At 64.9% G+C, this 25,037-nt stretch carries 22 protein-coding genes and 1 tRNA gene; 8 read left to right on the top strand and 15 right to left on the bottom strand.

Annotated elements, in window-relative coordinates:
- Positions 1–109: 109 nt before the first annotated feature.
- Positions 110–1,021, bottom strand: a complete 912-nt coding sequence (locus tag NU688_RS13410) for a LysR family transcriptional regulator (RefSeq protein ID WP_257861119.1) — start codon at positions 1,019–1,021, stop codon at positions 110–112.
- 106 nt (positions 1,022–1,127) lie between these two features.
- Between NU688_RS13410 and NU688_RS13405 the strand changes: the two genes are divergently transcribed.
- On the top strand, positions 1,128–1,607 hold the full coding sequence (locus NU688_RS13405) for a cupin domain-containing protein (RefSeq protein ID WP_257861118.1): 480 nt from the start codon (positions 1,128–1,130) through the stop codon (positions 1,605–1,607).
- 445 nt (positions 1,608–2,052) lie between these two features.
- Positions 2,053–3,129: a TRAP transporter substrate-binding protein gene (locus NU688_RS13400; protein ID WP_257861116.1), complete on the top strand. Its 1,077-nt coding sequence runs from the start codon at positions 2,053–2,055 to the stop codon at positions 3,127–3,129.
- Positions 3,130–3,340: 211 nt separating this feature from the next.
- On the opposite strand, the gene NU688_RS13395 is transcribed toward NU688_RS13400, so the two are convergent.
- On the bottom strand, positions 3,341–3,964 hold the full coding sequence (locus NU688_RS13395; RefSeq protein WP_257861115.1) for a TetR/AcrR family transcriptional regulator: 624 nt from the start codon (positions 3,962–3,964) through the stop codon (positions 3,341–3,343).
- A 141-nt stretch (positions 3,965–4,105) separates the two neighbouring features.
- Between NU688_RS13395 and NU688_RS13390 the strand changes: the two genes are divergently transcribed.
- From NU688_RS13390 to adeC, 3 genes are read left to right on the top strand one after another with little or no spacing between them, the layout of a single operon-like run.
- Positions 4,106–5,317, top strand: coding sequence for an efflux RND transporter periplasmic adaptor subunit (locus NU688_RS13390; RefSeq protein ID WP_257861114.1), 1,212 nt, complete (start codon positions 4,106–4,108; stop codon positions 5,315–5,317).
- Positions 5,318–5,332: 15 nt separating this feature from the next.
- Positions 5,333–8,491: an efflux RND transporter permease subunit gene (locus NU688_RS13385; RefSeq protein WP_257861113.1), complete on the top strand. Its 3,159-nt coding sequence runs from the start codon at positions 5,333–5,335 to the stop codon at positions 8,489–8,491.
- Between the two features lie 10 nt (positions 8,492–8,501).
- A complete protein-coding gene (gene adeC / locus NU688_RS13380) occupies positions 8,502–10,010 on the top strand; it encodes an AdeC/AdeK/OprM family multidrug efflux complex outer membrane factor (RefSeq protein ID WP_257861111.1) in 1,509 nt (502 codons plus the stop codon).
- A 165-nt stretch (positions 10,011–10,175) separates the two neighbouring features.
- Here adeC and NU688_RS13375 read toward each other — a convergent pair.
- The 11 genes from NU688_RS13375 to NU688_RS13325 all read right to left on the bottom strand — a co-directional run bounded on the left by NU688_RS13375 (position 10,176) and on the right by NU688_RS13325 (position 20,513).
- Positions 10,176–10,252, bottom strand: a tRNA-Pro gene (locus NU688_RS13375).
- 26 nt (positions 10,253–10,278) lie between these two features.
- The gene (locus tag NU688_RS13370; RefSeq protein ID WP_257861110.1) at positions 10,279–10,737 is read right to left on the bottom strand and encodes a MerR family transcriptional regulator; all 459 of its coding nucleotides are present in this window, start codon (positions 10,735–10,737) and stop codon (positions 10,279–10,281) included.
- 73 nt (positions 10,738–10,810) lie between these two features.
- On the bottom strand, positions 10,811–11,182 hold the full coding sequence (locus NU688_RS13365; protein WP_257861109.1) for an integration host factor subunit alpha: 372 nt from the start codon (positions 11,180–11,182) through the stop codon (positions 10,811–10,813).
- Positions 11,183–11,184: 2 nt separating this feature from the next.
- On the bottom strand, positions 11,185–13,626 hold the full coding sequence (gene pheT / locus NU688_RS13360) for a phenylalanine--tRNA ligase subunit beta (protein WP_257861108.1): 2,442 nt from the start codon (positions 13,624–13,626) through the stop codon (positions 11,185–11,187).
- A gap of 38 nt (positions 13,627–13,664) precedes the next feature.
- A complete protein-coding gene (gene pheS / locus NU688_RS13355) occupies positions 13,665–14,741 on the bottom strand; it encodes a phenylalanine--tRNA ligase subunit alpha (protein WP_257861107.1) in 1,077 nt (358 codons plus the stop codon).
- Between the two features lie 113 nt (positions 14,742–14,854).
- Positions 14,855–15,214, bottom strand: coding sequence for a 50S ribosomal protein L20 (rplT, locus tag NU688_RS13350; RefSeq protein ID WP_007832499.1), 360 nt, complete (start codon positions 15,212–15,214; stop codon positions 14,855–14,857).
- 24 nt (positions 15,215–15,238) lie between these two features.
- Complete coding sequence (gene rpmI / locus NU688_RS13345) at positions 15,239–15,442, bottom strand: 50S ribosomal protein L35 (protein ID WP_007832497.1); 204 nt, start codon at positions 15,440–15,442, stop codon at positions 15,239–15,241.
- Between the two features lie 154 nt (positions 15,443–15,596).
- Complete coding sequence (gene infC / locus NU688_RS13340) at positions 15,597–16,220, bottom strand: translation initiation factor IF-3 (protein WP_257861208.1); 624 nt, start codon at positions 16,218–16,220, stop codon at positions 15,597–15,599.
- A 101-nt stretch (positions 16,221–16,321) separates the two neighbouring features.
- Positions 16,322–18,229 (bottom strand): threonine--tRNA ligase, encoded by a 1,908-nt coding sequence (gene thrS, locus NU688_RS13335; protein ID WP_257861106.1) that lies wholly within the window; start codon positions 18,227–18,229, stop codon positions 16,322–16,324.
- Between the two features lie 332 nt (positions 18,230–18,561).
- The gene (aceA, locus tag NU688_RS13330; RefSeq protein ID WP_176656518.1) at positions 18,562–19,881 is read right to left on the bottom strand and encodes an isocitrate lyase; all 1,320 of its coding nucleotides are present in this window, start codon (positions 19,879–19,881) and stop codon (positions 18,562–18,564) included.
- Between the two features lie 218 nt (positions 19,882–20,099).
- Positions 20,100–20,513 (bottom strand): gamma-glutamylcyclotransferase, encoded by a 414-nt coding sequence (locus tag NU688_RS13325; RefSeq protein WP_257861104.1) that lies wholly within the window; start codon positions 20,511–20,513, stop codon positions 20,100–20,102.
- Between the two features lie 40 nt (positions 20,514–20,553).
- Between NU688_RS13325 and NU688_RS13320 the strand changes: the two genes are divergently transcribed.
- Complete coding sequence (locus tag NU688_RS13320; protein WP_257861103.1) at positions 20,554–21,477, top strand: DMT family transporter; 924 nt, start codon at positions 20,554–20,556, stop codon at positions 21,475–21,477.
- Positions 21,478–21,632: 155 nt separating this feature from the next.
- Positions 21,633–22,079, top strand: coding sequence for an SWIB/MDM2 domain-containing protein (locus tag NU688_RS13315; RefSeq protein WP_257861102.1), 447 nt, complete (start codon positions 21,633–21,635; stop codon positions 22,077–22,079).
- 39 nt (positions 22,080–22,118) lie between these two features.
- Here NU688_RS13315 and NU688_RS13310 read toward each other — a convergent pair whose 3' ends face one another.
- Positions 22,119–22,898 carry a helix-turn-helix domain-containing protein gene (locus NU688_RS13310; RefSeq protein WP_257861100.1) on the bottom strand — a complete coding sequence of 260 codons (780 nt, stop codon included), beginning with the start codon at positions 22,896–22,898 and terminating at the stop codon, positions 22,119–22,121.
- Between the two features lie 103 nt (positions 22,899–23,001).
- Here NU688_RS13310 and NU688_RS13305 point away from each other — a divergent pair, with 103 nt between their 5' ends.
- A complete protein-coding gene (locus NU688_RS13305; protein ID WP_257861099.1) occupies positions 23,002–23,292 on the top strand; it encodes a hypothetical protein in 291 nt (96 codons plus the stop codon).
- Here the strand turns inward: NU688_RS13305 and NU688_RS13300 are convergent.
- Positions 23,261–24,982, bottom strand: a complete 1,722-nt coding sequence (locus NU688_RS13300; protein ID WP_257861098.1) for a thiamine pyrophosphate-binding protein — start codon at positions 24,980–24,982, stop codon at positions 23,261–23,263. The two genes, NU688_RS13305 and NU688_RS13300, sit on opposite strands and share 32 nt — an antisense overlap.
- Positions 24,983–25,037: the final 55 nt, after the last annotated feature.

Genomic DNA, 25,037 nt, shown 5'->3' with positions numbered 1-25,037 from the left:
GTCATCCGACTCTAGGGATCAAGGGGAAAGTCGATTGTCATTCCGGGACGCCCTGCTATCGGTTTGGGACACGTCGCGCAAGACAGCGGTGCCGCTTCAGTCGCTCAAATCAATCGGCGCCCTGCACTTCGGCAAGCAACCCTCGCAGCCAGACCACGCCGGCATCGGCATGGCGGCTCGGGTGCCAGGCGGCGTACAGCGAAGAGCCGGCCATCTCGAATGGCAGTTCGAAGCTGTCCAACGCCGGAGCGAAACGGGCCGCGACGCGGCTGGGCAAGGTGCAGACGTGATCGCTGGATTCCAGCAACGCGGGAACGAGAAGGAATTGCTCGACCGAGGTCACCACGTCGCGGCGCCGACCCAGTTGCTGCAGATGCTCATCCACCAAGCCCTGAAAACTGCCGCCGCTCGAAGAGACGAGCACGTGCCGCAGCGCGCAGTAGGCATCGAGGTCGAGCGGTCCGTGGCCGCGGGGATGACCCCGGCGCTGAACCATCACGAAGCGCTCGTCAAAAAGCTTGCGCGCTTTTGCAATCGACGGAACCATGCGTTCCGAGCCGATGACGAGATCGATCGTTCCTTGTTCGAGCTGGTCTGCGATCAGCCCTGCATCGGGCCGCACGAAAGCCACCTGCAGGTTCGGATTCGTCCAGGTGGCCACGCGCTGCATCAGCGGCAACCCGACCACGACCACGGCGTTGTCGTTCGCGGCAATGCGAAAGACGCGTTGCGCCGTGCCCGGATCGAAGAGCGTTCGGCTTTCGACCAGCGTGCGCAACGTGTGGAGCGCATCGTGCAGAGGTGCGGTCAACGCGATCGCCCGCGCGGTGGCCACCATGCCGCGCCCGGAATCGGCGGGCACGAGCAGCGGGTCATCGAACATCTCGCGCAACTTCTTGAGCTGTGCCGACAGCGCGGGTTGGCTCAGGTTCAGCCGGGCGGCCGCATGGCTCACGTTGGCCTCGCGGATCAGCGCCTCCAGCGACACCAGCAGGTTCAAGTCGATCCGTTTGGGATTCATTGTTTGGATACGTCGTATGTCGAGACTGAATTTCTCGAATGATGCAGGGCTGGCCAAACTCCGGGCATCAACTTTCGATCAACCCACTGGAGAAATGATTATGGCCATGAGACGCGTAGTGACGGCACACAACAAGGACGGCCGCGCGGTCGTCGTCAGCGACGTAGAGCTGCAGGCCCAGCCGGTGCCGGGCAGGGCCGACTGGTCCATCCATGACGTGTGGGCGGCAGAAAACCCGCACTTCCCCGATGCCGGCGAGCGCCCGGATGTCGACTGGTTCTTTCCCCCGATCGGCGGCTTGCGCTATTTGCATACGCTGATGGAACCCCAGACCCGGGCCGAACATGCCGCACCGGGAAAAGGCGAACTGCACCGCACCGCCACGATCGACACGGTCTACGTCGTCAAGGGAAGCTGCGTGTGCGAGCTCGACGACGGCGCGAGCGTGCGGCTGAACGCGGGTGACACGCTGATCCAGTGCGGCGCGATCCACGCCTGGAGCAATCCATTCGACGAGCAATGCCAGGTCCTGGCGGTGATGATCGGCGCCCGACACGACCTGGTGGAGCCGCCCACCGTGGCCTGAGCGGATCACTTCGCCTTCTTGCCTTCGGCCGCATAGCCGCCGAGGAAAGTCCACAGGGCGCGACCGTCTCCTTGCGGTCCTCTGCCGGTTCCTCACCAAGGCGCAGGTCGACCTCACGACCGAGCTTTCGGGCGCAACGCTGGCCGGTTGGAAAAAGACGGCACAGCCAATGGCAGGGCAGCGCCAGGCGCTGGTCGATGCCATTCGCGCGCGAGACCCGAAGGCTGCGCGCGCGGCCGCGGAGGCCTATCACCTGAAGTCGATCGAAGTCATTGGCGCGCTCCCCACGCGAAGGCCAAGCCCCTGTCGGACCACTATCGGCGCGATCTATGTGTAACGCGCACGCCATCGATAGGTCGATGGCGCCGGTCTACTTAAGCTGCGGTGCGCATCGGCACCGCGCCACGCGCTGCCCGCAGAGGCACCTCAAGAAAGACAGCGAGACATGGCCCACGACACCCAACGATTCACGCGCCGCACGCTCATGGTCACGGCCGGTGCGCTCGGCACGGCCGCAGCCCCCTCCCTTGCGCAGGGAACCGACAGGATCGTCTGGCGGCTCGCCACCGTCACGCCGCTCGGCTTTCCATTGGTCGGCGATGCCGTGCAGGACTTTGCGCGCACCGTCGGTGCCATGTCGAACGGCCGGCTCGGCTTCGAGATCGACGACCCCTCGAAGAACGGCGGCCCCGCGGGCCTCATGAAGCTGGTACGCGAGGGCCGCTACGACGCGGCGCACGCCACGGCGCACTACTACGCGGGCGACATTCCCGCCATCGACTACTTCACCGCCGTGCCCTTCGGCCTCACCGCCGTCGAGAACCATGGCTGGATGAACGAAGGCGGCGGCGCCGCACTGTTCGAGGCCATCCTCGAGCCGCTGGGGGTGGTTCCCATGATCTGCGGCAACACCAACGTGCAGATGGGCGGCTGGTATGCGCACGAGATCAAGTCGGTGAACGACTTTCGCAACCTCCGCATCCGCATGGCGGGTCTGCCCGCGCGCGTGCTGGGGCGGTTCGGCGCGAAGTCGCTGGAGGTGGGCTTCGGGCAGATCACCGCCGCGTTCCAGAACGGCACCATCAATGCCGCAGACATCATCGGCCCCTGGGTCGATCAGCCGCTGGGCGTGGGCAAGTACGCGCCCTTCTACTACGGACCCTGGCACGAACCCGATGTGTCGATGCACCTGTTCGTGAACAAGCAGCGCTTCGAGGCCCTGCCGCCCGACCTGCAGCAGATCGTGCGACAGGCGTCGGCGGCGGTATCGATGCGATCCATTGCCAAGGCCCAGTACCGCAACGCAATGGCGCTGGCGGAGTTGGAACGCGCCGGCACGGTGGTGCGCACCTTTCCGCCTGCGGTGACCAAGGCGCTGCAGCGCGTGACCGCGGAACTGCTCGAGGAAGACGCGCGTCGCGACGAAATGAGTGCCCGCGTGATCGCGAGTTTCAAGGCCTATCTGGCGGCCGTGAAGCGCTATGCGCGCGTCACGGATGCGGTGGCAGTGCTGCAGCGGTAGTGCCAAAAACCCGCATTGGCTAGAGCTGGATGACCACGCTGAACAGCGCCTGCAGAAGGAACTGGATGGCTTGGCCGAGACCATGCCGCCTCCGCACGCCGCGGGCGACACCACTGAATGGCCATTTTTGCAAGGAACGTCCCGCCGTTCCACTCAGATCTGCCGGAAGGGTATCCGAGAGATACAGGTCAACACTTCGAGTTTGAGCAGCTCACTTGGCCTTCTTGCCTTCGGCCGCATAGCCGCCGAGAAAAGTCTGCAGCGCACGGCGCATCGCCTCGCGCAATTCCTTTCGGGGCAACAGCCCTTCGACGCCCAGCAGGCACGGCGCGACCGTCTCTGACTCCACCAATGCCATGAGGTGGCGCGCCGCCACCATCGGATCGGCCTTGCGCAGCCGGCCCTTGTGCATCTGCCGCTCCAGGAATGCCGCCAGTTCGGTCAGGCCCTTCCTGGGCCCGCCCTCGAAGAACAGCCGTCCGATGTCGCTGCGGCCGGATTCCGCGATCACGGCCCTGCGCGCCTGGATGGCCTCCTGCGTGCACACCACCGCCAGGATCTTTTCGCCGAAACGTTGCAGCACCTGTTCGATGTCGTCATCGCTCTCCTGCCCCAGCGCCGCGAAGATCGGCGCGAAGTGCACCTTGGCCGTGCCGTGCGTCACGGCAATGAACAACTCTTCCTTCGACGCGAAGTAGCTGTAGAGCGTGGCCTTCGATCCGCCCACACGCGCGGCGATCTCCGACATGGAGGCCCCTTCGAACCCCAGTTCCCTGAAGACTTCCGCCGCCGCCTGGACGATGGCATCGCGCTTGGCCTCGGTTTTTACTCGCATCTAAGTGTCTCCTTATTTCTGTACCAGAGTGTTCATTATTGATTGACAAACCTCCGGAAGTCAAAATACATTACCGTACCGTACGGTTTATTTAATCAAGACAAACTGCACACCCACTCGTCGTTCCTCAGGAGATTCGCCATGCGTCCACCTCTCACCTATGGCCTGACCTTTACGGCAGCCCTTGCGTCCACCTTCATGCTCGTCGCCTGCGGCAAGCCGCCGGGCGGTCCGCCCGCCGCGCAGGGCATGCCCGAAGTGGGCGTGGTGTCGGTGCAGCCGCAACGCGTGGCCATCACGACCGAGCTGCCCGGGCGCACAACACCCTTCCTCATCGCCGATGTGCGGCCCCAGGTCGGCGGCATCGTGAAGGCCCGCCAGTTCCGCGAAGGCAGCGACGTGAAGGCCGGCGAAACGCTCTACCAGATCGATCCCGCCACCTACAAGGCAACCTACGACAGCAACGTCGCCGCGCTCGCCAAGGCGCAGGCCAGCCTCACGACCACGCGGCTGAAGGCCGAGCGCTACAAGGAACTGGTCGCCATCAAGGCCGTGAGTCAGCAGGACTACGACGACGCCGCCGCCTCGCTCGGACAAGGCGAAGCCGACGTCGCATCGGCGCGGGCCAACGTGGAGACAAGCCGCATCAACCTCGCCTATGCGCGCATCGATGCGCCGATCTCGGGGCGCATCGGCAAGTCGACGGTCACGCCCGGTGCGCTGGTCACGGCCAGCCAGACAACCGCGCTGGCCACCATCCAGCAGCTCGATCCGATCTATGTCGACGTGACGCAATCCAGCGCGGCGATGCTTCAGCTGAAGCAGGCCATGGCGCGCGGCGATCTGCAAAAGAGCGGCGCCAACGCCGCGAAGGTGCGGCTGCTGCTGGAAGACGGGAGCGCCTATCCGCTCGAAGGCAAGCTCGAGTTCTCGGACGTCACCGTCGACCAGAACACCGGCGCCATCACGCTGCGCGCGGTGTTCCCCAACCCCAATGCGTACCTGCTGCCCGGCATGTACGTGCGCGCCGTGCTGCAGGAAGGCGTGAAAGAGCAGGCACTCATGGTGCCGCAGCAGGCGGTGTCGCGCGACAGCACCGGCAAGCCCACGGCCTACATCGTGGACGCCCAGCACAAGCTGCAGCGGCGCGTGCTCGAAACGGAACGCACCGTCGGCGACCAATGGCTGGTGCGCAGCGGCCTGCAGGCCGGCGACCAGTTGGTGGTGGATGGCATGCAGCGCGCGGCGCCAGGCGTCGAGGTGAAAACGGTGCAGTGGAACCCCAAGCCCAAGGCCGGCACCGAAACGCCGGCCAAGGCCGCCCTCCCCTCGCCCGGCACCACGGCGGACTGATCCAGGAAGACCACCATGGCACGCTTCTTCATCGACCGCCCCATCTTCGCGTGGGTCCTCGCCATCATCGTGATGCTGGGCGGCGTCATGTCCATCGCCACGCTGCCGATCGCGCAGTACCCGAGCATCGCGCCGCCCGCCGTCGCCATCACCGCCAACTACCCCGGCGCTTCCGCCAAGACGCTCGAAGACACCGTCACCCAGGTCATCGAGCAGAAGATGAAGGGGCTGGACCGGCTGAGCTACATGGCCTCGACCAGCGAGTCGTCGGGCTCGGTCACCATCACGCTCACCTTCGAGAACGGCACCGACCCCGACACCGCGCAGGTGCAGGTGCAGAACAAGCTCTCGCTCGCCACGCCGCTGCTGCCGCAAGAGGTGCAGCAGCAGGGTGTCACCGTCACGAAGTCGGCCTCCAACTACCTGAACGTGCTGGCCTTCACCTCCGAAGACGGCAGCATGAACGGTGCCGACCTGTCCGACTACGTGGCGGCCAACGTGCAGGACCCGATCAGCCGCGTCGAGGGCGTGGGCGACACCACGCTCTTCGGTTCGCAGTACGCCATGCGCGTGTGGATCGACCCGAACAAGCTCTCCAACTTCAGCCTCACGCCGCTGGACGTGAAGAACGCGATCACGGCGCAGAACGCGCAGGTTTCCGCCGGCCAGCTCGGCGGCATGCCTGCTGCAAACAATCAGCAGCTCAACGCCACCATCACCACGCAGACACGCCTGAAGACCGCACAGGAGTTCGAAGACATCCTGCTGCGCACGCAGACCGATGGCTCGCAGGTTCGCCTGCGCGACGTGGCCCGCATCGAGCGCGGCAGCGAGTCGTACAACACGGTCGGGCGCTACAACGGCAAGCCGGCCGCGGGCCTGGCCATCAAGCTGGCCACGGGTGCCAACGCGCTCGACACGGTCAAGGGCATCGACGCCCGCGTCGCGGAACTCGCGAAGTTCTTCCCGCCGGGCATGAAGGTGCAGAAGCCCTACGACACCACGCCCTTCGTGCGCATTTCGATCGAGGAGGTTGTCAAGACGCTGATCGAAGCCGTCGTCCTGGTGTTCCTGGTGATGTACCTCTTCCTGCAGAACTTCCGCGCCACGCTGATCCCGACCATCGCGGTGCCGGTGGTGCTGCTGGGCACCTTCGGTGTGCTCGCGGCCTTCGGCTTCACGATCAATACGCTGACGATGTTCGCGATGGTGCTGGCCATCGGCCTCCTGGTCGACGATGCGATCGTGGTGGTCGAGAACGTCGAGCGCGTGATGGCCGACGAAGGACTCTCGCCCAAGGAAGCCACGCGCAAGTCGATGGACCAGATCACGGGGGCGCTGGTTGGCGTGGCGCTGGTGCTCGCGGCGGTGTTCGTGCCGATGGCCTTCTTCAGCGGCTCCACCGGCGTGATCTACCGGCAGTTCTCCATCACCATCGTCTCGGCGATGACGCTGTCGGTGCTGGTGGCGCTGGTGCTCACGCCCGCGCTCTGCGCCACGCTGCTCAAGCCGGTCGACAAGGACCACGCGATGGCCACCACCGGCTTCTTCGGCTGGTTCAACCGCAACTTCGACCGCGGCAACCACCGCTACCAGGGCATCGTGCGGCACATGGTGGGCAAGGGCTGGCGCTACATGGCCCTGTACGCGGTGCTGCTGGCCGTGGTGGTGGTCGGCTTCATGAAGCTGCCGGTCGGCTTCCTGCCGGACGAAGACCAGGGCACCATGTTCGCGCTGATCCAGCTGCCGCCGGGCGCCACCAATGCGCGCACGGACGAGGTGATCCGCCAGGTCGAGCACCACTTCCTGGTCGACCAGAAGGACGCGGTCTCGGGCCTCTTCACGGTGGCGGGCTTCAGCTTCGCTGGCGGCGGGCAGAACACCGGCTTCGCCTTCATCAAGCTCAAGCCCTGGGACGAGCGCAAGGGCGAAGCATTGAGCGTGACCGGCGTGGGGGGCAAGGCCGCCGCGTTCTTCGCGACGCTGCGCGACGCCAAGGTGTTCGCCTTCGCGCCACCGGCCGTGTCGGAACTCGGCAACGCGACCGGCTTCGACCTGATGCTGCAGGACCGCGCCAACCTCGGCCACGAGGCGCTGATGCAGGCGCGCAACCAGCTGCTCGGCACGCTCGCCAAGGACCCGCGGCTGGTGGCCGTGCGACCCAACGGCCAGGAGGACACGCCCGAGTTCAGACTCGACATCGATCCACACAGGGCACAGGCGCAGGGCCTCTCCATGGCCGACATCAACGACACCTTCTCCACCGCCTGGGGCAGCAGCTACGTCAACGACTTCATCGACCAGGGCCGCGTGAAGAAGGTGCTGCTGCAGGCCGACGCGCCGTTCCGCATGCTGCCGGAGGACATCGACCGCTGGTACGTGCGCAACAGCGCCGGCACCATGGTGCCCTTCACCTCGTTCTCGAAAGCGAGCTGGATGTCGGGCTCGCCGCGGCTGGAGCGCTACAACGGCGTGCCCTCGGTGGAAATCCTGGGCATGGCCAAGCCGGGCAGCGCCTCCAGCGGCGAGGCGCTGGCCATCGTCGAGGAGGCGGTCGCGAAGTTGCCTGCGGGCATCGGCTACGAATGGACCGGCCTGTCGCGCCAGGAGAAGGCATCGAGCGGCCAGACCGGCCTGCTCTATGCGTTGTCGATCCTGATCGTGTTCCTCTGCCTCGCGGCGCTGTACGAGAGCTGGGCGATTCCGTTCTCGGTGATCCTGGTGGTGCCGCTCGGCGTGCTAGGCGCGCTGATCGGCGCGATCTTGACGTGGAAGATGAACGACGTGTACTTCCAGGTCGGCCTGCTCACGACCATTGGCCTCGCGTCGAAGAACGCCATCCTGATCGTCGAGTTCGCGAAGGACCTGCATGCGCAGGGCAAGAGCCTGGTCGAGTCGGCGCTGGAGGCGGCGCGCATGCGGCTTCGGCCCATCCTCATGACATCGCTGGCCTTCGTGCTCGGCGTGCTGCCGATGGTGCTGGGCACCGGTGCCGGGGCCGGCGCGCAGCATGCGCTGGGCACGGCCGTGATCGGCGGCATGCTGTCGGGCACGCTGCTCGCCATCTTCTTCGTGCCTCTTTTCTTCGTGCTGGTGCGCGGCCTCTTCAAGGGGCGGTCCACCGCATCGCCCTCGCCGACCTCGCACGCGCAACCGGCTGCGGCCGCTTCCTGAGGAGCCTTCCATGAACACGTTCCGATTCGCCCCCCTCGCACTCGCCGCCTTGATGGCCGGCTGCAGCCTGATGCCCGCCTACCAGCAGCCCGCGGCGCCCGTGGCCGGCAGATTCGCCGGCGACACGGGCAATGCCCCGGCCTCCACGCCGGTGGCCGACCTCGGCTGGCACGACGTCTTCACCGATCCGTCGCTGCAGCGCGTGATCGAGATGAGCCTTGCCAACAACCGCGACCTGCGCGTGGCGGTGCTCAACATCGAGAAGGCCCGCGCCCAGTACCGGGTGCAGGACGCGGCGCTGTTCCCCACCGTCAACGCCAGTGCCGGCGGCAGCGGCAGCCGCACGCCGGCCGATCTGTCGTCAACGGGCGAAGCGCTCACAGCGCGGCAGTACAGCGCGTCGCTAGGGTTCAGCTCGTACGAGATCGACCTGTTCGGCCGCGTGCGAAGCCTGAGCGCGCAGGCGCTGGAGCAGTTCTTCTCCACGGCCGAGGCGCGCCGCAGCACGCAGATCACTCTCGTCGCCGAGGTGGCGACCAGCTACCTCACGCTCGCCGCCGACCAGGACCAGTTGAAGCTCGCGCGCGACACCCTGCGCAGCCAGAGCGACTCCTACGGCCTCAACCAGCGCAGCTTCGAACTGGGCGTGGCGTCGGCGCTCACGCTGAGCCAGGCGCAGACCAGCGTCGACACCGCGCGCGTCGACGTCGAGCGCTACACCTCGCAGGTGGCGCAGGACCGCAATGCGCTCGTGCTGCTCGTCGGTGCCGAAGTGCCGGACGATCTGCTGCCGCAGTCGCTGCCCGATGGCGCGGCGGCGGCCGCAAGCCCGCTGGCCACCATTCCGCCGGGACTGCCCTCGGAGCTGCTGCAGCGCCGGCCCGACATCCTGCAGGCCGAGCGCGGCCTGAAAGCCGCCAACGCGTACATCGGTGCGGCGCGCGCGGCCTTCTATCCGAGCATCAGCCTCACGGCGTCGGCCGGCACGTCGAGCAGCCAGCTCTCGGGTCTGTTCAAGGGCGGCTCGGGCAGTTGGAGCTTCGCGCCGCAGATCACGCTGCCGATCTTCGATGGCGGCGCCAACCGCGCGAACCTGAAGATCGCGACCGTGAGCCGCGACATCTCGGTGGCGCAGTACGAGAAGGCGATCCAGACGGCATTCCGCGAAGTGTCGGACGCACTGGCGCAACGCAGCACGCTGGGCCGCCAGCTCGATGCGCAGCAGTCGCTGGTGAATGCAACGGCAGAGAGCTACCGGCTCTCGGACGCGCGCTTCCGGCGCGGCGTCGACAGCTACCTGAGCGTGCTGGATTCGCAGCGCTCGCTCTACACCGCGCAGCAGAACCTCATCACCACGCGCCTGTCGCGCCTGACCAACCTCGTCACCTTCTATAAGACGCTGGGCGGTGGCTGGGTGGAGAACACCGGCGCGCCGGTCACGGCGTCGGATCAGCCGCCGTCGGCGCGCAACCGCAACCCAATCGCGCCGATGGCGAAGACCGCGCAGGCCTCGTCCTGATCGGGCATGTCGCCGCTGATGCCCACGGCCCCGGTCACGTGGCCATCGGCGTCGCGGATCGCGCCCCAGCGGGGAGCAGGTGGTTCCAGGACTGGTTCCATTCCTTCGCGCAAAGAAAAACGGGTCAGAGCTTGTGGCTCTGACCCGTTGATCTGACTGACGTTTTGGTCGGTGTGAAAGGATTCGAACCTTCGACCCCTTGCACCCCATGCAAGTGCGCTACCAGGCTGCGCCACACACCGAAGCCTGCAATTATAGCCGGCTGAAATCAGCGTCCGACGGTCAGGAGCTCACGAATTTCAAAAAGCTCGCGGCGAAGGTGCAACAACTGCGACAGGTCGACCGTGCGCGGCGCAGCCGAATCGGGGCTGTCCTGCACAACGGCGGCATCGAATTCTTCCTGGTCGATCTCGATCGCTTCCATGCCTTCGAGCGGCACTTCGCCGGCCTTGCGGCGATCGCGCTCGCCTTGCACGAGTTCTTGCAGCTTGTTGCGCGCGCCGCTGATCGTGAAGCCCTGGTCGTAGAGCAGGTCGCGGATGCGGCGGATCATGAGCACCTCGTGGTGCTGGTAGTAGCGACGGTTGCCGCGGCGCTTCATGGGCCGCAGCTGCGTGAACTCTTGCTCCCAGTAGCGCAGCACGTGGGGCTTGACGCCGCAGAGTTCGCCGACTTCACCGATGGTGAAGTAGCGTTTGACAGGAATCGGCGGGAGCGCTTTCTCCATTATTTCCATTGAAATCAAGACGGTGCGCGGGAAACCGGAGAGATTACTCTACGCAACCGCCGAGCACCAAGCACTATTCGGTGCCCAGGCTCCACTCGACTTCGGATGAGCCGCCCTGCTCGATGCTTCCGTGAATCTGTTCCTTGAGCTTGGCGCTCGCATGGAACGTGGCAACGCGACGTTCGCCGATCGGAATGGCTTCGCCGGTGCGCGGATTGCGACCGGGCCGCGGCGCCTTCACGCGAATCTGGAAGTTGCCGAAGCCCGAAATCTTCACGTCCGTGCCTTCGATCAGGCTGCTGGCCACGAGCTCGAAGAACGCCTCGACCATGTCCTTGGACTCGCGCTTGTTGAGGCCGATCTGCTCGAACAGCAGATCGGCCAAATGCGCCTTGGTGAGCGCCGGCGTTTCGAGCGCCTCGAGCGTGAATTCGGCAGCGTTCATCTTCATCCTCTCAAGCGGCCGCCGACCTTGGCGCCCAGTTGTTCGACGATTGCACGGACCGCAGGCTCGACCTGCTCGTCCGTCAAGGTGGCGCTGTCGCTCTGGAAGCTCAGGCGCACCGCCATGCTCTTCTCGCCCTGCGCCAGCGCGCCGGGTGCTGCGACCGCACCGCCCTGCAGCGGCTGCGGACGGTAGATGTCGAACAACGTCGCATCGCGCAGCAGGCCCTGTGCGGCCGCGGTGGCGCGGATGGCTTGCATCAGCGCATCGTGCGTGACTGCCTCGGCGACCACGACCGCGATGTCGCGCTCGACGGCCTGGTGCTTGGGCACAGGCTGCGCCACGGGCACGAGGCGCGCGGTGACGGCATCGAGGTCGAGCTCGAACAGCACGGGCGCCTGCGCGAAGTCCCACTTCTGGCGCCAGCGCGGATGCAACTCGCCGACGAAGCCGATGGCCTTGCCGTCGATCGACACGCGGGCCGAGCGACCAGGGTGCAAGGCGGGATGCTCGGCCGGCTCGAAGCTCGGCACCAGCGGTGCGAGCAGCGCTTCGACGTCGCCCTTGACGTCGTAGAAATCGACGCGATGCGCCTTGCCGTCCCAGCGCGCTTCATCAGCGTCGCCCCAGGCGAGACCTGCCACGCGCATCGGCTGATTCACACCACGCACGGTGCTGTCGGTCGTGACCACACTGTCGTCGCGCATGAACACGCGGCCCAGTTCGAACACGCGCACACGCGGCGCCTTGCGGTCAAGGTTGAACTTCAGCACCTGCAGCAGCGAGCCGAGCAGCGAGGAGCGCATCACGCTCATCTGGCTGGCAATGGGGTTCAGCAGCTTGACGGGATTGGCATTGCCGGCGAGGTCCTGCTCCCAATGCGCTTCGACAAAGCTGAAGTTGATGGTTTCCTGGTAGCCGAGCGCCGCGATGCTGCGACGCACCGCGAAGCGGCTGCGCTGCGCCTCGGGCCGCACGCGAGCGGTGATGGGCGCGAGCGGTGCGGTGGTCGGCAGGTTGTTGAAGCCGATCAGGCGTGCGACTTCTTCGATCAGATCTTCCTCGATCAGCAGGTCGAAGCGATGCGGCGGCGGGGTCACAGTCAACGTGTCTTCGCCTTCGGTGATGGCGAAGCCGAGGCGGTTGAGCGCATCGGCGCATTGCGCCTGCGTCAATGGCATGCCGATCACACGCGCTGCGCGCGCCACGCGCAGCGTGACGGGCACGGCGGCCGGCACGTTCAGCGTCTGATCGTCCATCTTGCCGGCTTCGCCGCCGCAGATCTCGATGATCAGTTGCGTGATGCGCTCGATGATCTCGACGCTCCGGCTCGGATCGACACCGCGCTCGTAGCGGTGGCCCGCATCGGTCGAGAAGTTGAAACGGCGCGAACGGCCCTGCACAGCCTCGGGCCACCAGAACGCGGCCTCGACGTAGATGTTGCGGGTGTCGTCGGACACCGAGGTCGCATCGCCGCCCATGATGCCGGCCAGCGACTCGACTTCGCGGTCGTCGGCGATCACGCCGACCTTGTCGTCGACGGTGATCGTGGTGCCGTTCAGCAGCTTGAGTTGTTCGCCCGCCTTGCCCCAGCGCACCGTGAGGCCGCCGTGGATCTTGTCGAGGTCGAAGATGTGGCTGGGCTGGCCGTACTCGAACATCACGTAGTTCGAGATGTCGACCAGCGGCGTCACGCTGCGCTGGCCGCAGCGCGCGAGGCGCTCGACCATCCAGGCGGGCGTGGTGACCTTGGTGTTCACACCGCGCACGATGCGGCCGGAGAAACGACCGCAGAGTTCGGGCGCTTCGACCTTGACCGGAAGCACGTCGTTGAACGAAGTGGCCACGGGCGCGATCGTCGGCGTCTTGAGCGGCGCGCCGGTGAGTGCCGCGAGTTCGCGCGCGACACCGTAGACGCTGAGGCCGTGCGCCAGATTGGGCGTGAGCTTGAGGGTCAGCAGCGCGTCGTCGAGCTTGAGCACGTCGCGCACGTCCACGCCGATGGGCGCATCGGCATCGAGCTCCAACAAGCCGCCGTGGTCTTCGCTCAGCTTCAGTTCGCGCGCCGAGCACAGCATGCCCTGGCTCTCGACGCCGCGCAGCTTGCCCAGCTTGATGAGGAACGGCTGGCCGTCTTCACCCGGCGGCAGTTCGGCGCCAACGAGCGCGCAAGGCACCTTGATGCCGACGCGCGCATTGGGCGCGCCGCACACGATGTTGAGCAAGGCGCCCTGCCCCACATCGACCTGGCACACGCGCAGGCGATCGGCATTCGGGTGCTGCTCGGCTTCCTTGATTTCGCCGACCACGATGCGCGTGAAAGGCGGCGCCACCGGTCGGCGCTCTTCGACCTCGAAGCCGCCCATGGTGAGCGTTTCGGCCAATGTGGCGCTGTCGAGGGGCGGGTTGCAGAACTCGCGCAGCCAGGATTCCGGGAATTGCATCTCTTCGATCTCGATCTGGTTTTTCTGGGGATGGGTGCTTACTGGAACTGCGAGAGAAAACGCAGGTCGCCGTCGAAGAAGAGGCGCAGGTCGTTCACGCCGTAGCGCAGCATCGTGAGCCGGTCGGGGCCCATGCCGAAGGCGAAGCCGATGTAGCGCTCGGGGTCGAGCCCCATGTTGCGCACCACGTTCGGATGCACCTGGCCCGAACCCGACACCTCGAGCCAGCGGCCGGCCAGCGGTCCGCTCGCGAACTGGATGTCGATCTCGGCGCTCGGCTCGGTGAACGGAAAGAAGCTCGGGCGGAAGCGCAGCACGAGGTCGTCGCGCTCGAAGAAGGTGCGGCAGAAGTCGGTGAAGACAACCTTCAGGTCCTTGAAGCTCACGTTCTCGCCGAGCCAGAGACCTTCGCACTGGTGGAACATGGGCGAGTGGGTGGCGTCGCTGTCGACGCGATAGGTGCGGCCGGGGGCGATCACGCGGATCTCGGGCGCTTTCACGGTGCCGGTGGTGTCGGCTGCGGCCGCGGCGAATTCGGCCGCGTACTTCTTGATGTGCTGATGCGCGTAGCGCACCTGCATCGGGCTGGTGTGCGGACGCAGGTTGTAGGGGATGCCGTCGTCGCCGTTGAGGTCGACGTAGAAGGTGTCCTGCATCGATCGCGCAGGATGGTTCGGCGGGTTGTTGAGCGAGGTGAAGCTGTGCCAGTCGCTCTCGATCTCCGGACCGTCGGCCACGTCGAAGCCCATGCTCGAGAAGATCTCCTCGATGCGCTCCAGGGTGCGGCTCACGGGGTGCAGGCCACCGGGGATGCGGCGACGGCCGGGCAGGCTCACATCGAGCGCTTCGGCACGCAGTTGCTGGGAGAGTTCCTCGTCGGCCAGTTGCTGGCGGCGATCGGTCAGTGCGGACTCGATGGCCTGCTTGGCGACGTTGATCGCGGCGCCGCGGGACTTCTTCTCTTCGACACTCAGCGCGGCCATGCCCTTCATCAACTCGGTGATGCGGCCCGACTTGCCGAGGAACTGGGCCTTGGCGTTTTCGAGCTCGGCGGGCGTTCTCGCTTCGGCGAAGGCGGCGCGGGCGGTGGCTGCGAGGGAGTCCAACTCGTTCATGGCAACAAAAATCTTCGAGGGGAAATAAAAAAGAGCTGGAGCCTTTTCAAGCGCCAGCCCTTGAGCCGTGGGCGCAGGAAGCTGCCCGGAGGCAGCACCCCTGCTGTGCAGAATCAAGCAGCCAGCTTGGCCTTGACCTGCTCCACGATGCCGGCAAAAGCGGCCTTGTCGTGCACGGCGATGTCCGCAAGCATCTTGCGGTCGATCTCGATACCGGCCTTGCGGATGCCGTTGGCGAACTGGCTGTAGGTCAGGCCCAGTTCACGCGAGGCGGCGTTGATACGCGCGATCCACAGCTGACGGAACACGCGCTTCTTGGTACGGCGGTCACGGTAGGCGTATTGGCCTGCCTTCATCACCGCCTGTTTGGCGACGCGGAAGACATTGCCGCGGCGACCGCGGAAACCCTTGGCGAGTGCGAGAACTTTCTTGTGGCGGGCGCGAGCCGTTACACCACGTTTGACGCGAGGCATGTGTGTACTCCTTGTTCGTCTGAGTTAAATGCCACGGCCGGGCAGCATGGCGGCGACAGAAACCATGTTGGTCTCATGCACTGCGACTGCACCACGGAGGTGACGCTTGTTCTTGGTGGTCTTCTTCGTCAAGATGTGACGCTTGAAGGCTTGACCGCGCTTGACGGTGCCACCGGGACGAACGCGGAAACGTTTTTTCGCGCTGCTCTTGGTCTTCATTTTGGGCATGTGAATGCTCCTTTAGTTTGTGCTCGTGAGGCGCCATGGATGCTCCATGAACTTGTTGGCCCCGAGACACTTCTTTATCCCGCCGCTGCCTGCACTTCTTTCAAAGTGCCGGCAACAGCGAAATCCCTTCAAAACCTCGTCTGCTGCAAACGCCTCAGGCGGTTGCCGCGGGCGCCGTTGCCGGCGCAGCGTCTGCTGCCGGTTTGGGAGCACCGCCGCCGGCCTTCTTGCGGCCCGGCGCGATCATCATGATCATCTGCCGGCCTTCCAGCTTCGGGAACTGCTCGACCATGATCAGGTCGCCCAGCTCATCACGAATGCGCTGCAAGAGTGCCAGACCGAGCTCCTGGTGCGTGATCTCGCGACCGCGAAAGCGCAGCGTGATCTTGCATTTGTCGCCGTCTTCAAGAAAGCGCCTGATGTTGCGCATCTTGATGTTGTAGTCACCATCGTCGGTACCGGGCCGGAACTTGATTTCCTTGACCTCGATGACCTTCTGCTTTGACTTCGCCTCGGCCGCTTTTTTCTGCTCGTGGTACTTGAACTTGCCGTACTCGATCAGGCGACATACCGGCGGATTGGCCGCCGCGACGACCTCCACCAGATCCACATCGGCCTCGCCAGCAAGGCGCAAGGCCTCCGAGAGACTCATAACACCCATTGGCTCGTTTTCCGGGCCTACAAGGCGGACTTCCGGGGCCATGATTTCCCGGTTCAGGCGGTGTTGGCGTTCCTCGCGGTGGCGGCGGTCGCGAAATGCAGTAGCGATGGTCAGAATCCTTCAAAATTTGCTACAAAATCTGTAGCGAACGCCGGTCAGTCCTCGCGGACAAGCGGCACGATTTGGCTGGGAAACATATGGGGTGTTTCAGAGACAAATCAACGCTTGTCGGCAATATCCTGGACGAGCCGTTGCACGAACGATTCGAGGGACATTGCTCCGAGGTCTTGATTGCCCCGGGCGCGCACTGCGACGGCACCTGCTTCCTTTTCCTTGTCGCCCACGACGAGGATGTAAGGGAGCTTTTGCAACGAATGCTTCCGTATTTTATACGTAATCTTCTCGTTGTGCAGGTCCAGCTGAACCCTAAGCCCTTGATTTTGCAGCGTTTTCGCAACTTGCGCAGCGTAATCGGCCTGCCCTTCGCTGATATTGAGCACCGCCACCTGTACCGGAGCGAGCCATGCAGGCATCGCGCCGGAGTGGTGTTCGATCAGCATGCCGATGAAGCGCTCCAGGCTGCCCACGATGGCTCGATGCAACATCACGGGGTGCGCGCGGCCGCTCGATTCGGTCACGTACTCACCGCCCAAGCGCTCGGCCGTGTTGAAGTCGACCTGCATCGTGCCGCACTGCCACTGGCGGCCGATCGCGTCGCGCAGCGTGTATTCGATCTTGGGGCCGTAGAAAGCGCCATCGCCGGGCGAGATGATGAAGTCGACGCCCGAGCGGCGCAGCGACTCCATCACCGCATGCTCGGCCTTGTCCCACAGCTCGTCGGAACCGACGCGGTTCTCGGGCCGCGTGGCAACCTTGTAGAGGATGTCCGTGAAGCCGAAGTCGGCGTAGACCTTCTGCAACTGCTCCGTGTAGGCGATGCATTCGTCGAGGATCTGGTCTTCCGTGCAGAAGATGTGCCCGTCGTCCTGCGTGAAGCCGCGCACACGCATGATCCCGTGCAGCGCGCCGCTGGGTTCGTTGCGGTGGCACTGGCCGAACTCGCCGTAGCGCAGAGGCAGATCACGATAGCTGCGCAGATCGCTCTTGAAGATCAGCACGTGGCCCGGACAGTTCATCGGCTTCAACGCGTATTCGCGCTTCTCCGACTCCGTCGTGAACATGTTGTCGCGGTAGTTCTGCCAATGGCCCGTTTTCTCCCACAGGCTCTTGTCGAGGATCTGCGGGCCCTTCACTTCCCAGTAACCCGTGTCGCGGTAGATGCCGCGCATGTACTGCTCCACCGCCTGCCACAACGCCCAGCCCTTCGGGTGCCAAAACACCACACCCGGCGCCACTTCATCAATGTGGAACAGGTCGAGCTCCTTGCCGAGCTTGCGGTGGTCGCGCTTTTCGGCTTCCTCGATGCGCTGGATGTACTGGTCGAGCTGCTTCTTGTCGGCCCATGCCGTGCCGTAGATGCGTTGCAGCTGCTCGTTCTTGGCGTCGCCGCGCCAGTAGGCACCGGCCAGCTTCGTGAGTTTGAAGACCTTCAGGAAGCGCGTGTTCGGCACGTGCGGGCCGCGGCACATGTCGACGTATTCCTGGTGGTAGTAGAGGCCCATCGCCTGCTCGTCGGGCATGTCTTCGACGAGGCGCAGCTTGTAGTCCTCGCCACGCGACTTGAAGACCTCGATCACCTCGGCACGCGGCGTCATCTTCTTGACGACGTCGTAGTCCTGCGCAATCAACTCGCGCATGCGCGCCTCGATCGCGGCCATGTCCTCGGGCGTGAAGGGGCGTTCGTAGGAGATGTCGTAGTAGAAGCCCTCGTCGATCACCGGACCGATCACCATCTTGGCCGTCGGGTAGAGCTGCTTGACCGCATGGCCGACCAGGTGGGCCGTCGAGTGGCGAATGATCTCGAGGCCTTCGTCGTCCTTGGGCGTGATGATCTGGAGCTTGGCGTCGTGGTCGATGACGTCGCTGGCGTCGACGAGCCGGCCGTCGACCTTGCCGGCCACCGTCATCTTGGCGAGGCCGGGACCGATGGACTGAGCCACTTCGGCCACCGAAACCGGGCCAGGGAACTCGCGGCGCGAGTTGTCGGGGAGCGTGATCTGGATCATGTGAAACCTCGGGAGAAAACAAAAAAGCGCGGTGGATGCCGCGCTTTGCTTGGTTGGGAGCTGGAAGAAACCAGCGAGCGCGGGCTACCGGCTCTTTCCTTCGATCGCGTCGAAGAAGAAAAAGCCGCTGAATCCTTGCGGAGTAGTTCGCGGTGTCATAACCAAGGTGCCTTTCTCGCTCTTGTTGAGTGCAGAGACGACGATTCTAACTTCTGCCCGCCCGGGCCGTGGCGCCCACGTTCTCGAGCCCCTGCGCCTCGCCGGGCCGCGCGCAAAAAAGCCCGGCGCATGGCCGGGCTTGAAAGTGACAGCGAAAGATCTGGGTCGGCAGATCAGTGGAACTGCTCTTCTTCGGTCGAGCCGGTCAGCGCTGTGACGCTGGACTTGCCGCCCTGGATCACGGTGGTCACTTCGTCGAAGTAACCCGTGCCCACTTCCTGCTGGTGCGACACGAAGGTGTAGCCACGGTCGCGCGCCGCGAATTCAGGCTCCTGCACCTTCTCGACATAGGCCGACATGCCACGCGCCACGTAGTCCTGTGCCAGGTCGAACATGTTGAACCACATCGAGTGGATGCCGGCCAGCGTGATGAACTGGTACTTGTAGCCCATGGCGCCCAGTTCCTTCTGGAACTTGGCAATGGTGGCGTCGTCGAGGTTCTTCTTCCAGTTGAACGACGGCGAGCAGTTGTAGGCCAGCATCTTGCCGGGGTGCACCTTGTGCACGGCTTCGGCGAACTTGCGGGCGAACTCGAGGTCGGGCGTGCCGGTTTCGCACCACACTAGGTCGGCGTAGTAGGCGTAGGCGACGGCGCGGCTGATGGCCTGGTCCATGCCCTTCTTGGTCTTGTAGAAGCCTTCGGCGGTGCGCTCACCGGTCAGGAAGGGCTTGTCGTTCTCGTCGTAATCGCTGGTGATGAGGTCGGCCGCTTCCGCATCGGTGCGGGCGATCACGAGCGTCGGGGTGCCGCAGACGTCGGCCGCCATGCGGGCCGCGATGAGCTTCTGCACCGCCTCGGTGGTGGGCACGAGCACCTTGCCACCCATGTGGCCGCACTTCTTGACCGAAGCGAGCTGGTCTTCGAAGTGCACGCCGCCGGCGCCGGCCTTGATCATGGCCTTCATCAGTTCGAAGCCGTTCAGCACGCCACCGAAACCGGCTTCGGCATCGGCCACGATGGGCGCGAAGTAGTCGACGTAGCCCTTGTCGCCGGGGTTCACGTTCTTGGACCACTGGATCTCGTCGGCGCGGCGGAAGGTGTTGTTGATGCGCTCGACCACGGTCGGCACCGAGTCCACTGGGTACAGCGACTGGTCGGGGTACATCGAGGCGTAGCTGTTGTTGTCGGCGGCAACTTGCCAGCCCGACAGGTAGATGGCCTTCACGCCGGCCTTGACCTGCTGCATCGCCTGGCCGCCGGTGAGCGCGCCGAGGCAGTTGACGTAGGGCTCGTTGTTCACCAGGTCCCAGAGCTTCTCGGCGCCGCGGCGAGCCAGCGTGTGCTCGATGGGGAAGGAGCCGCGAAGGCGCACGACGTCGGCAGCGCTGTAGCCGCGCTTGATGCCCTTCCAGCGCGGATTGGTGGCCCAGTCTTTTTCGAGGGCGGCAATCTGCTGTTCGCGGCTCAGTTGTTCGGTGAGGGTCTGGGGCATGGTCACTCCGTGAGGTTGATTGAAGGGTTGAAAGCGGTTGGGCGCTGCGGCCTTGGGATCAACTGTAATTCGATCCGAGACTCTTATGTCTTATAGAAGACATATTTTTCAATCAATAAAATCAACAACTTATGGATATATCTCTCAATGCGAAATTATTTTTCTCATATTGAGAAAAAATATTGCGCCGCAACAGTCACGCCTTCCACGATGTGCAATCAATCTCTCGGTGGTGAAAACGTCAGCGATTTCTGCGCGGCATGGGCGATCCAATCGCCGCCACTGATCACCGGACGGCCCGCAATCCGCGAAGGATGGATCTCGTAGACCAGGCAATCGAGCCACTGCGCACCAACCGCCACGCGAACCTCGCGCTTGATGTACTCGCCCGAATCGTCCTCGGCCACTTCTTCCAGCAGATCGAGCGCCGCCTCGACCGCGGGCTCGACGCGATAGATCTCGCCCTTCACGCGCCCCACCCCGCCGAGCGCGATGCCTGGATAGGCACCAAGGTCGTACAACGTCCCGGCAATGCTTGCCTCTTCGACGAACACGGGCGCTGGCCGATAGCGCGCGATGTCGTTGCGGCCAAGCCGGCGCAGCGTGCCGTAGACAAAAACGTGGGGCATCATCGAATCCGCCTTCTTCCGCAACAACAAGAACTTCAGTCTATTGAACTCCGCTGCCCCCGCTTCCGGCCGCCTCGTGGCCTATGGCTGCCTCGCCCTGAGCATGTCGCTCGTCGGCGCCTACGTCGCCCTCTCCAAGCCCCTTGTCGCGGCCTTCCCGGTGCTGCTGCTCGCATGGCTGCGCTTCGGCATCGCAGCACTCGCCATGCCCCACTGGCTCAAGCGTGGCGCCGACGAACCACCGATGACGACGCACACGCGCTGGCTCGTCTTCCTCGAATCGTTCCTCGGCAACTTCCTGTTCTCGATCTGCATGCTCTTCGGCGTGAGCATGACGAGCGCGGTGTCGGCGGGCGTGATCATGGCGTCGATCCCCGCGATGGTCGCGGTGGCGAGTTGGCTCTTTCTGCGCGAGCGCATCACGGTACGCATCGGCCTGGCCATCGCCTGCGCTGCATTCGGCATCAGCTTGCTGGCACTCAGCCCCGCGCATGCACCGGCTTCATCCGGTGCAGCAAAGTCGTCGATGCCGTGGCTCGGCAACCTGCTGGTGTTCTGCGCGGAGCTCTGCGAGGCCGCGTATGTGGTGATCGGCAAGTCGCTCACCGGCCGGGTCGGACCGAAGCGCATCGCGTCGCTCATCAACCTCTGGGGCTTCGTGCTCTCGACACCCTTGGGCATCTGGTTCGCGTTGTCGTTCGACTTTGGCGCGGTGCACGGCGGCATGTGGGCCCTTCTGGTGGCCTACGCGCTCGCGGCGAGCATCTGGACGGTGTGGCTCTGGATGACGGGCCTTCGCCACGTTCCCGCAGCGCAGGCCGGTGTTTTCGCGGTGATGTTGCCCGTCAGCGCGGCCCTCGTGGGCGTCCTCGTACTCGGTGAAAACCTCTCCGAGCCACAGCTGATTGCATTCGCGCTTGCACTCGCAGGCGTGGTGCTCGCGACCTGGCCTGGGCGTCGAACGTGAAAAACGAGGCTTCTCTCCTCTGAAAAAACAACAACTCCCAATGAAAAAACCGTTTTTTCCCTTGGAAACGCGTTTTTTCTCCTTTAGCATCCGCATTGCCACTGGAGACGCAAGTTTTTCATTGGTGAATGTTCAACCAAAAAAGGAAATCAACCATGGCAACTGCAAAGAAGGCTCCGGCCAAGAAAGCTCCGGCAAAGAAGGCCGCTCCCGCAAAGAAGGCTGCGGCTCCTGCAAAGAAGGCTGCACCGGCGAAGAAGGCTGCTCCTGCAAAGAAGGCTGCTGCTCCCGCGAAGAAGGCCGCACCGGCGAAGAAGGCTGCTCCTGCAAAGAAGGCAGCTCCCGCCAAGAAGCGCACCCCCAACGCTGCGTTCATGAAGGCCCTGACCCCCAGCCCGGCACTCGCTGCCGTGGTCGGCTCGACGCCTCTGCCGCGCACCGCTGTCGTGAGCAAGCTGTGGGACTACATCAAGAAGAACAACCTTCAAGACAAGGCCAACAAGCGCAACATCAACGCCGACGCAAAGCTGAAGGAAATCTTCGGCAAGGCGCAAGTGTCGATGTTCGAACTGGCCGCGCTGATCGGCAAGCACGTCAAGTAAGCGCTCAGGGGCCTTGCGCTCCTGAATCGAAAAGCCGGCTCACGCCGGCTTTTTTTTCGCCTGCGGCAAGGCCATGCCCTCCTCGAAGAAACGCGCTGGCGTGCAGCCGAAGTTCTTGCGGAAGGTCTCGATGAATGCGCTCACCGAGCTGTAGCCAATCGTCAGCGCCACCGTCGTCACCGCCTCGCCAAGGCTCAGCAGTTCGACGGCCTTCAGCAGGCGCGACTGCTGCCGCCATTGCGCGAAGCTCAATCCGGTCTCGACCGCAAAGCGACGTGTGAGCGTCCTGCGCGCCATACCGATGCGACCGGCCCACTGGTCGATGGTGTCGGGCATCGCGGGATCGTTCGCCAACGCAGTGGCCATTGCGGCCAAGCGCTTGTCCTGCGGCATCGGCAGATGCAGCGACGGCCTGGCGCTCGCGGCGAGCTCGTCGAGCAACACAGCCACAAGACGCGCGCGGCGTTCCTCGAAGGCGCTCGACGATGCGTCGAGCGATGTCAGCCGATCCACCACCGCCTGCATCAGCGGCGTCGTCGCAAACACATGCGGCCCGCCAGGCAAGCCAGCCGCCATCGTCGGATCGATGTGCAGGCTCCAGCCTGCCGTGGCGCCAAAGCTCTGCGCCGCATGCGCGCAGCGCGGCGCAATCCACCCGATCCAGCCCGGCGGCTGCACCCAACGCCCCGATAGCGTCTCGATGACCTGCAGCCCCTCGCGCAAAGCGAACAACTGCCCCGTCTCGTGCGCGTGGTAGCCCGTGACCCGCGGCGCCTCGTAAGCGGTGATCCAGAGCCTGACCGGTGCCTCAGCCGCCATGCCTGGCCCGCCGGAGGTATCGATTGGCCCCGCGCCGCAAGCCACAGAGCGCCCTGCTGCCTAGCATCGAGTCCATCTTCACAACGCCTTCAAAGGAACGCTCATGCAAGCCCAGGATGTATTGCCCGACGGCCAGGACTTCGTCATCAGGAACGGACTCCAGTTGCGCAAGGGATCGGTCGGCGCCTTCCTCGTCAACGCGCAGCTGCTTCAGGACCCAAGCGCAACCGCCGAAGCAAAGCAGGCCGCCGAGCGCGACCTGATCGACCTGCTGCCCGCCCTCGAGGCACTGGGCCTGTTCGACGTGTTCGAGTTGCGCTCGCCCACGTTGCGCGACGAGGTGGCCCGTCATCGCGCGGCGCTCAGCTCCGCGCCTGCTTCGCCGCGCGCGTGATCGACGCCAGCGTCCCGCGCGTGGTGATCAACTCGGGGTCCAGCGGAATCTCGATCAGCGTCCCCGTGTCGGCTGCCAGCGCACGCAGCAGCGCGGCTTCGAACTGCCCCGTCTCCGTCACCCGCTCGGCCGCATAGCCGTACGCGCGAGCGAGCCCGCAGAAATCCGGGTTGCGCAGCGCGGTCCCGCTGGTGCGCTCCGGGTACTCGCGCTCCTGGTGCATGCGGATCGTGCCGAACATGCCGTTGTTGAGCAGCACGACGATGCTCTTGCCGCCATGCTGCGAGGCCGTCGCCAGTTCCTGCCCCGTCATCAGGAAATCGCCATCGCCCGCGATCGTGAAGGCCACGCGCCCAGTCGCCAGGTTCGCTGCGATGCCGGCCGGCACGCCGTACCCCATCGCGCCGCTGGTCGGCGCCAGCTGCGTCTTGTGCCCCTTGGCGAGCCCGTGATAGCGGAAGTAGCGATGCACCCAGCTCGCGAAGTTGCCGGCGCCGTTGGTAATGGCCGCATCCGGCGGCAGGTGCTTCTGCAGCAGCGCGACGACCGCAGCCATGTCGACCGGGCCACGCGGGGTCTCCGCCGGCATGCCGGCCAGCGCCTGCGGCACGAGGTTAGCGTCGTAGTCCGCATGCGCCTGCTCGGTCCATTCTTCCCAGGGCAAGGTGGGCGGCGCGCTCAGCACCTCGAGGCTGCGCGCCGCGGCGCTCATGCCGGCATTGATCGCCAGATCGGCCTGGTAGACGCGGTTGAGTTCTTCCGCACTCGAATGGATGTGCACCAGTGTCTGCTTCGCCTTCGGCGCTTCGAGCAGCGTGTAGCCACCGGTCGTCATCTCGCCGAGGCGCGGGCCGATCGCGAGGATCAGGTCTGCATCCTTCACGCGCTGCGCGAGCTTGGGGTTGATCGCAATGCCGACGTCGCCCGCGTACAGCGGATGGTGGTTGTCGAACGTGTCCTGGTAGCGAAAGGCGTTGGTCACCGGCAAGCGCCAGTTCTCGGCAAAGCGCTGCAGCGCCTGCGCAGCCTGTGTCGTCCAGCCACCACCGCCCGCGATCACCAGCGGCTGCCGCGACTTCAACAGCAACTCGCGCAAAGTGCGCAGCGCACCCGGATCGCTCCACGGCTGCACCGCCTCAACACGCGGTAGCGGTCGCGCTGAAGTCTCCGAACGCAGCATGTCCTCGGGCAACACCAGCACCACCGGCCCCGGCCGCCCGTTCATCGCAGTGGCAAAGGCACGCGCCACATATTCCGGAATGCGGTCCGCATCGTCGATGCGCTCCACGCGCTTGGCGAATCCCTTCGTGCTCGGCCCGAAGAAGCTGCCGTAGTCCACCTCCTGGAAGGCCTCGCGGTCGCGGAAATCGCTGCCGACGTCGCCCACGAACAGCACCATCGGCGTCGAGTCCTGGAACGCGTTGTGCACGCCGATCGATGCGTTGGTGGCGCCCGGCCCGCGGGTGACGAAGCACACGCCCGGCCGCCCGGTGAGCTTGCCGTGCGCCTCGGCCATGAAGGCTGCACCGCCCTCCTGCCGGTTCACGATGAAGCGCGCGCGGTCGCCATACGCATGAAAGCCGTCGAGCACCGCGAGGAAGCTTTCTCCCGGCACGCCGAACGCGATCTCCATGCCTTGCGCGATCAGGCACTCGACGATCAGGTGGCCTGCGGGTTGTGATGTACTCATGAGAAGTCGAACCTCAGCTGCAATGTCTCCGGCAATTATGTGCGTCTGCTCCTCA

This window comes from Variovorax sp. ZS18.2.2 (assembly GCF_024701975.1).
Taxonomy (GTDB): domain Bacteria; phylum Pseudomonadota; class Gammaproteobacteria; order Burkholderiales; family Burkholderiaceae_C; genus Variovorax.
Note: the sequence above shows the minus strand (reverse complement) of the source record. Positions and strands in the feature narration are given on the sequence as shown.

Bases quoted from the DNA above. Each gene is read 5' to 3' on its own strand.
- NU688_RS13300 (WP_257861098.1), bottom strand. From the start codon at position 24,982: ATGAGTACATCACAACCCGCAGGCCACCTGATCGTCGAGTGCCTGATC.
- NU688_RS13390 (WP_257861114.1), top strand. From the start codon at position 4,106: ATGCGTCCACCTCTCACCTATGGCCTGACCTTTACGGCAGCCCTTGCG.
- NU688_RS13315 (WP_257861102.1), top strand. From the start codon at position 21,633: ATGGCAACTGCAAAGAAGGCTCCGGCCAAGAAAGCTCCGGCAAAGAAG.
- NU688_RS13310 (WP_257861100.1), bottom strand. From the start codon at position 22,898: ATGGCGGCTGAGGCACCGGTCAGGCTCTGGATCACCGCTTACGAGGCG.
- aceA (WP_176656518.1), bottom strand. From the start codon at position 19,881: ATGCCCCAGACCCTCACCGAACAACTGAGCCGCGAACAGCAGATTGCC.
- NU688_RS13410 (WP_257861119.1), bottom strand. From the start codon at position 1,021: ATGAATCCCAAACGGATCGACTTGAACCTGCTGGTGTCGCTGGAGGCG.
- thrS (WP_257861106.1), bottom strand. From the start codon at position 18,229: ATGATCCAGATCACGCTCCCCGACAACTCGCGCCGCGAGTTCCCTGGC.
- NU688_RS13385 (WP_257861113.1), top strand. From the start codon at position 5,333: ATGGCACGCTTCTTCATCGACCGCCCCATCTTCGCGTGGGTCCTCGCC.
- NU688_RS13370 (WP_257861110.1), bottom strand. From the start codon at position 10,737: ATGGAGAAAGCGCTCCCGCCGATTCCTGTCAAACGCTACTTCACCATC.
- NU688_RS13325 (WP_257861104.1), bottom strand. From the start codon at position 20,513: ATGATGCCCCACGTTTTTGTCTACGGCACGCTGCGCCGGCTTGGCCGC.
- NU688_RS13405 (WP_257861118.1), top strand. From the start codon at position 1,128: ATGAGACGCGTAGTGACGGCACACAACAAGGACGGCCGCGCGGTCGTC.
- rpmI (WP_007832497.1), bottom strand. From the start codon at position 15,442: ATGCCCAAAATGAAGACCAAGAGCAGCGCGAAAAAACGTTTCCGCGTT.
- pheS (WP_257861107.1), bottom strand. From the start codon at position 14,741: ATGAACGAGTTGGACTCCCTCGCAGCCACCGCCCGCGCCGCCTTCGCC.
- adeC (WP_257861111.1), top strand. From the start codon at position 8,502: ATGAACACGTTCCGATTCGCCCCCCTCGCACTCGCCGCCTTGATGGCC.
- NU688_RS13305 (WP_257861099.1), top strand. From the start codon at position 23,002: ATGCAAGCCCAGGATGTATTGCCCGACGGCCAGGACTTCGTCATCAGG.
- NU688_RS13365 (WP_257861109.1), bottom strand. From the start codon at position 11,182: ATGAACGCTGCCGAATTCACGCTCGAGGCGCTCGAAACGCCGGCGCTC.
- NU688_RS13395 (WP_257861115.1), bottom strand. From the start codon at position 3,964: ATGCGAGTAAAAACCGAGGCCAAGCGCGATGCCATCGTCCAGGCGGCG.
- NU688_RS13400 (WP_257861116.1), top strand. From the start codon at position 2,053: ATGGCCCACGACACCCAACGATTCACGCGCCGCACGCTCATGGTCACG.
- rplT (WP_007832499.1), bottom strand. From the start codon at position 15,214: ATGCCTCGCGTCAAACGTGGTGTAACGGCTCGCGCCCGCCACAAGAAA.
- pheT (WP_257861108.1), bottom strand. From the start codon at position 13,626: ATGCAATTCCCGGAATCCTGGCTGCGCGAGTTCTGCAACCCGCCCCTC.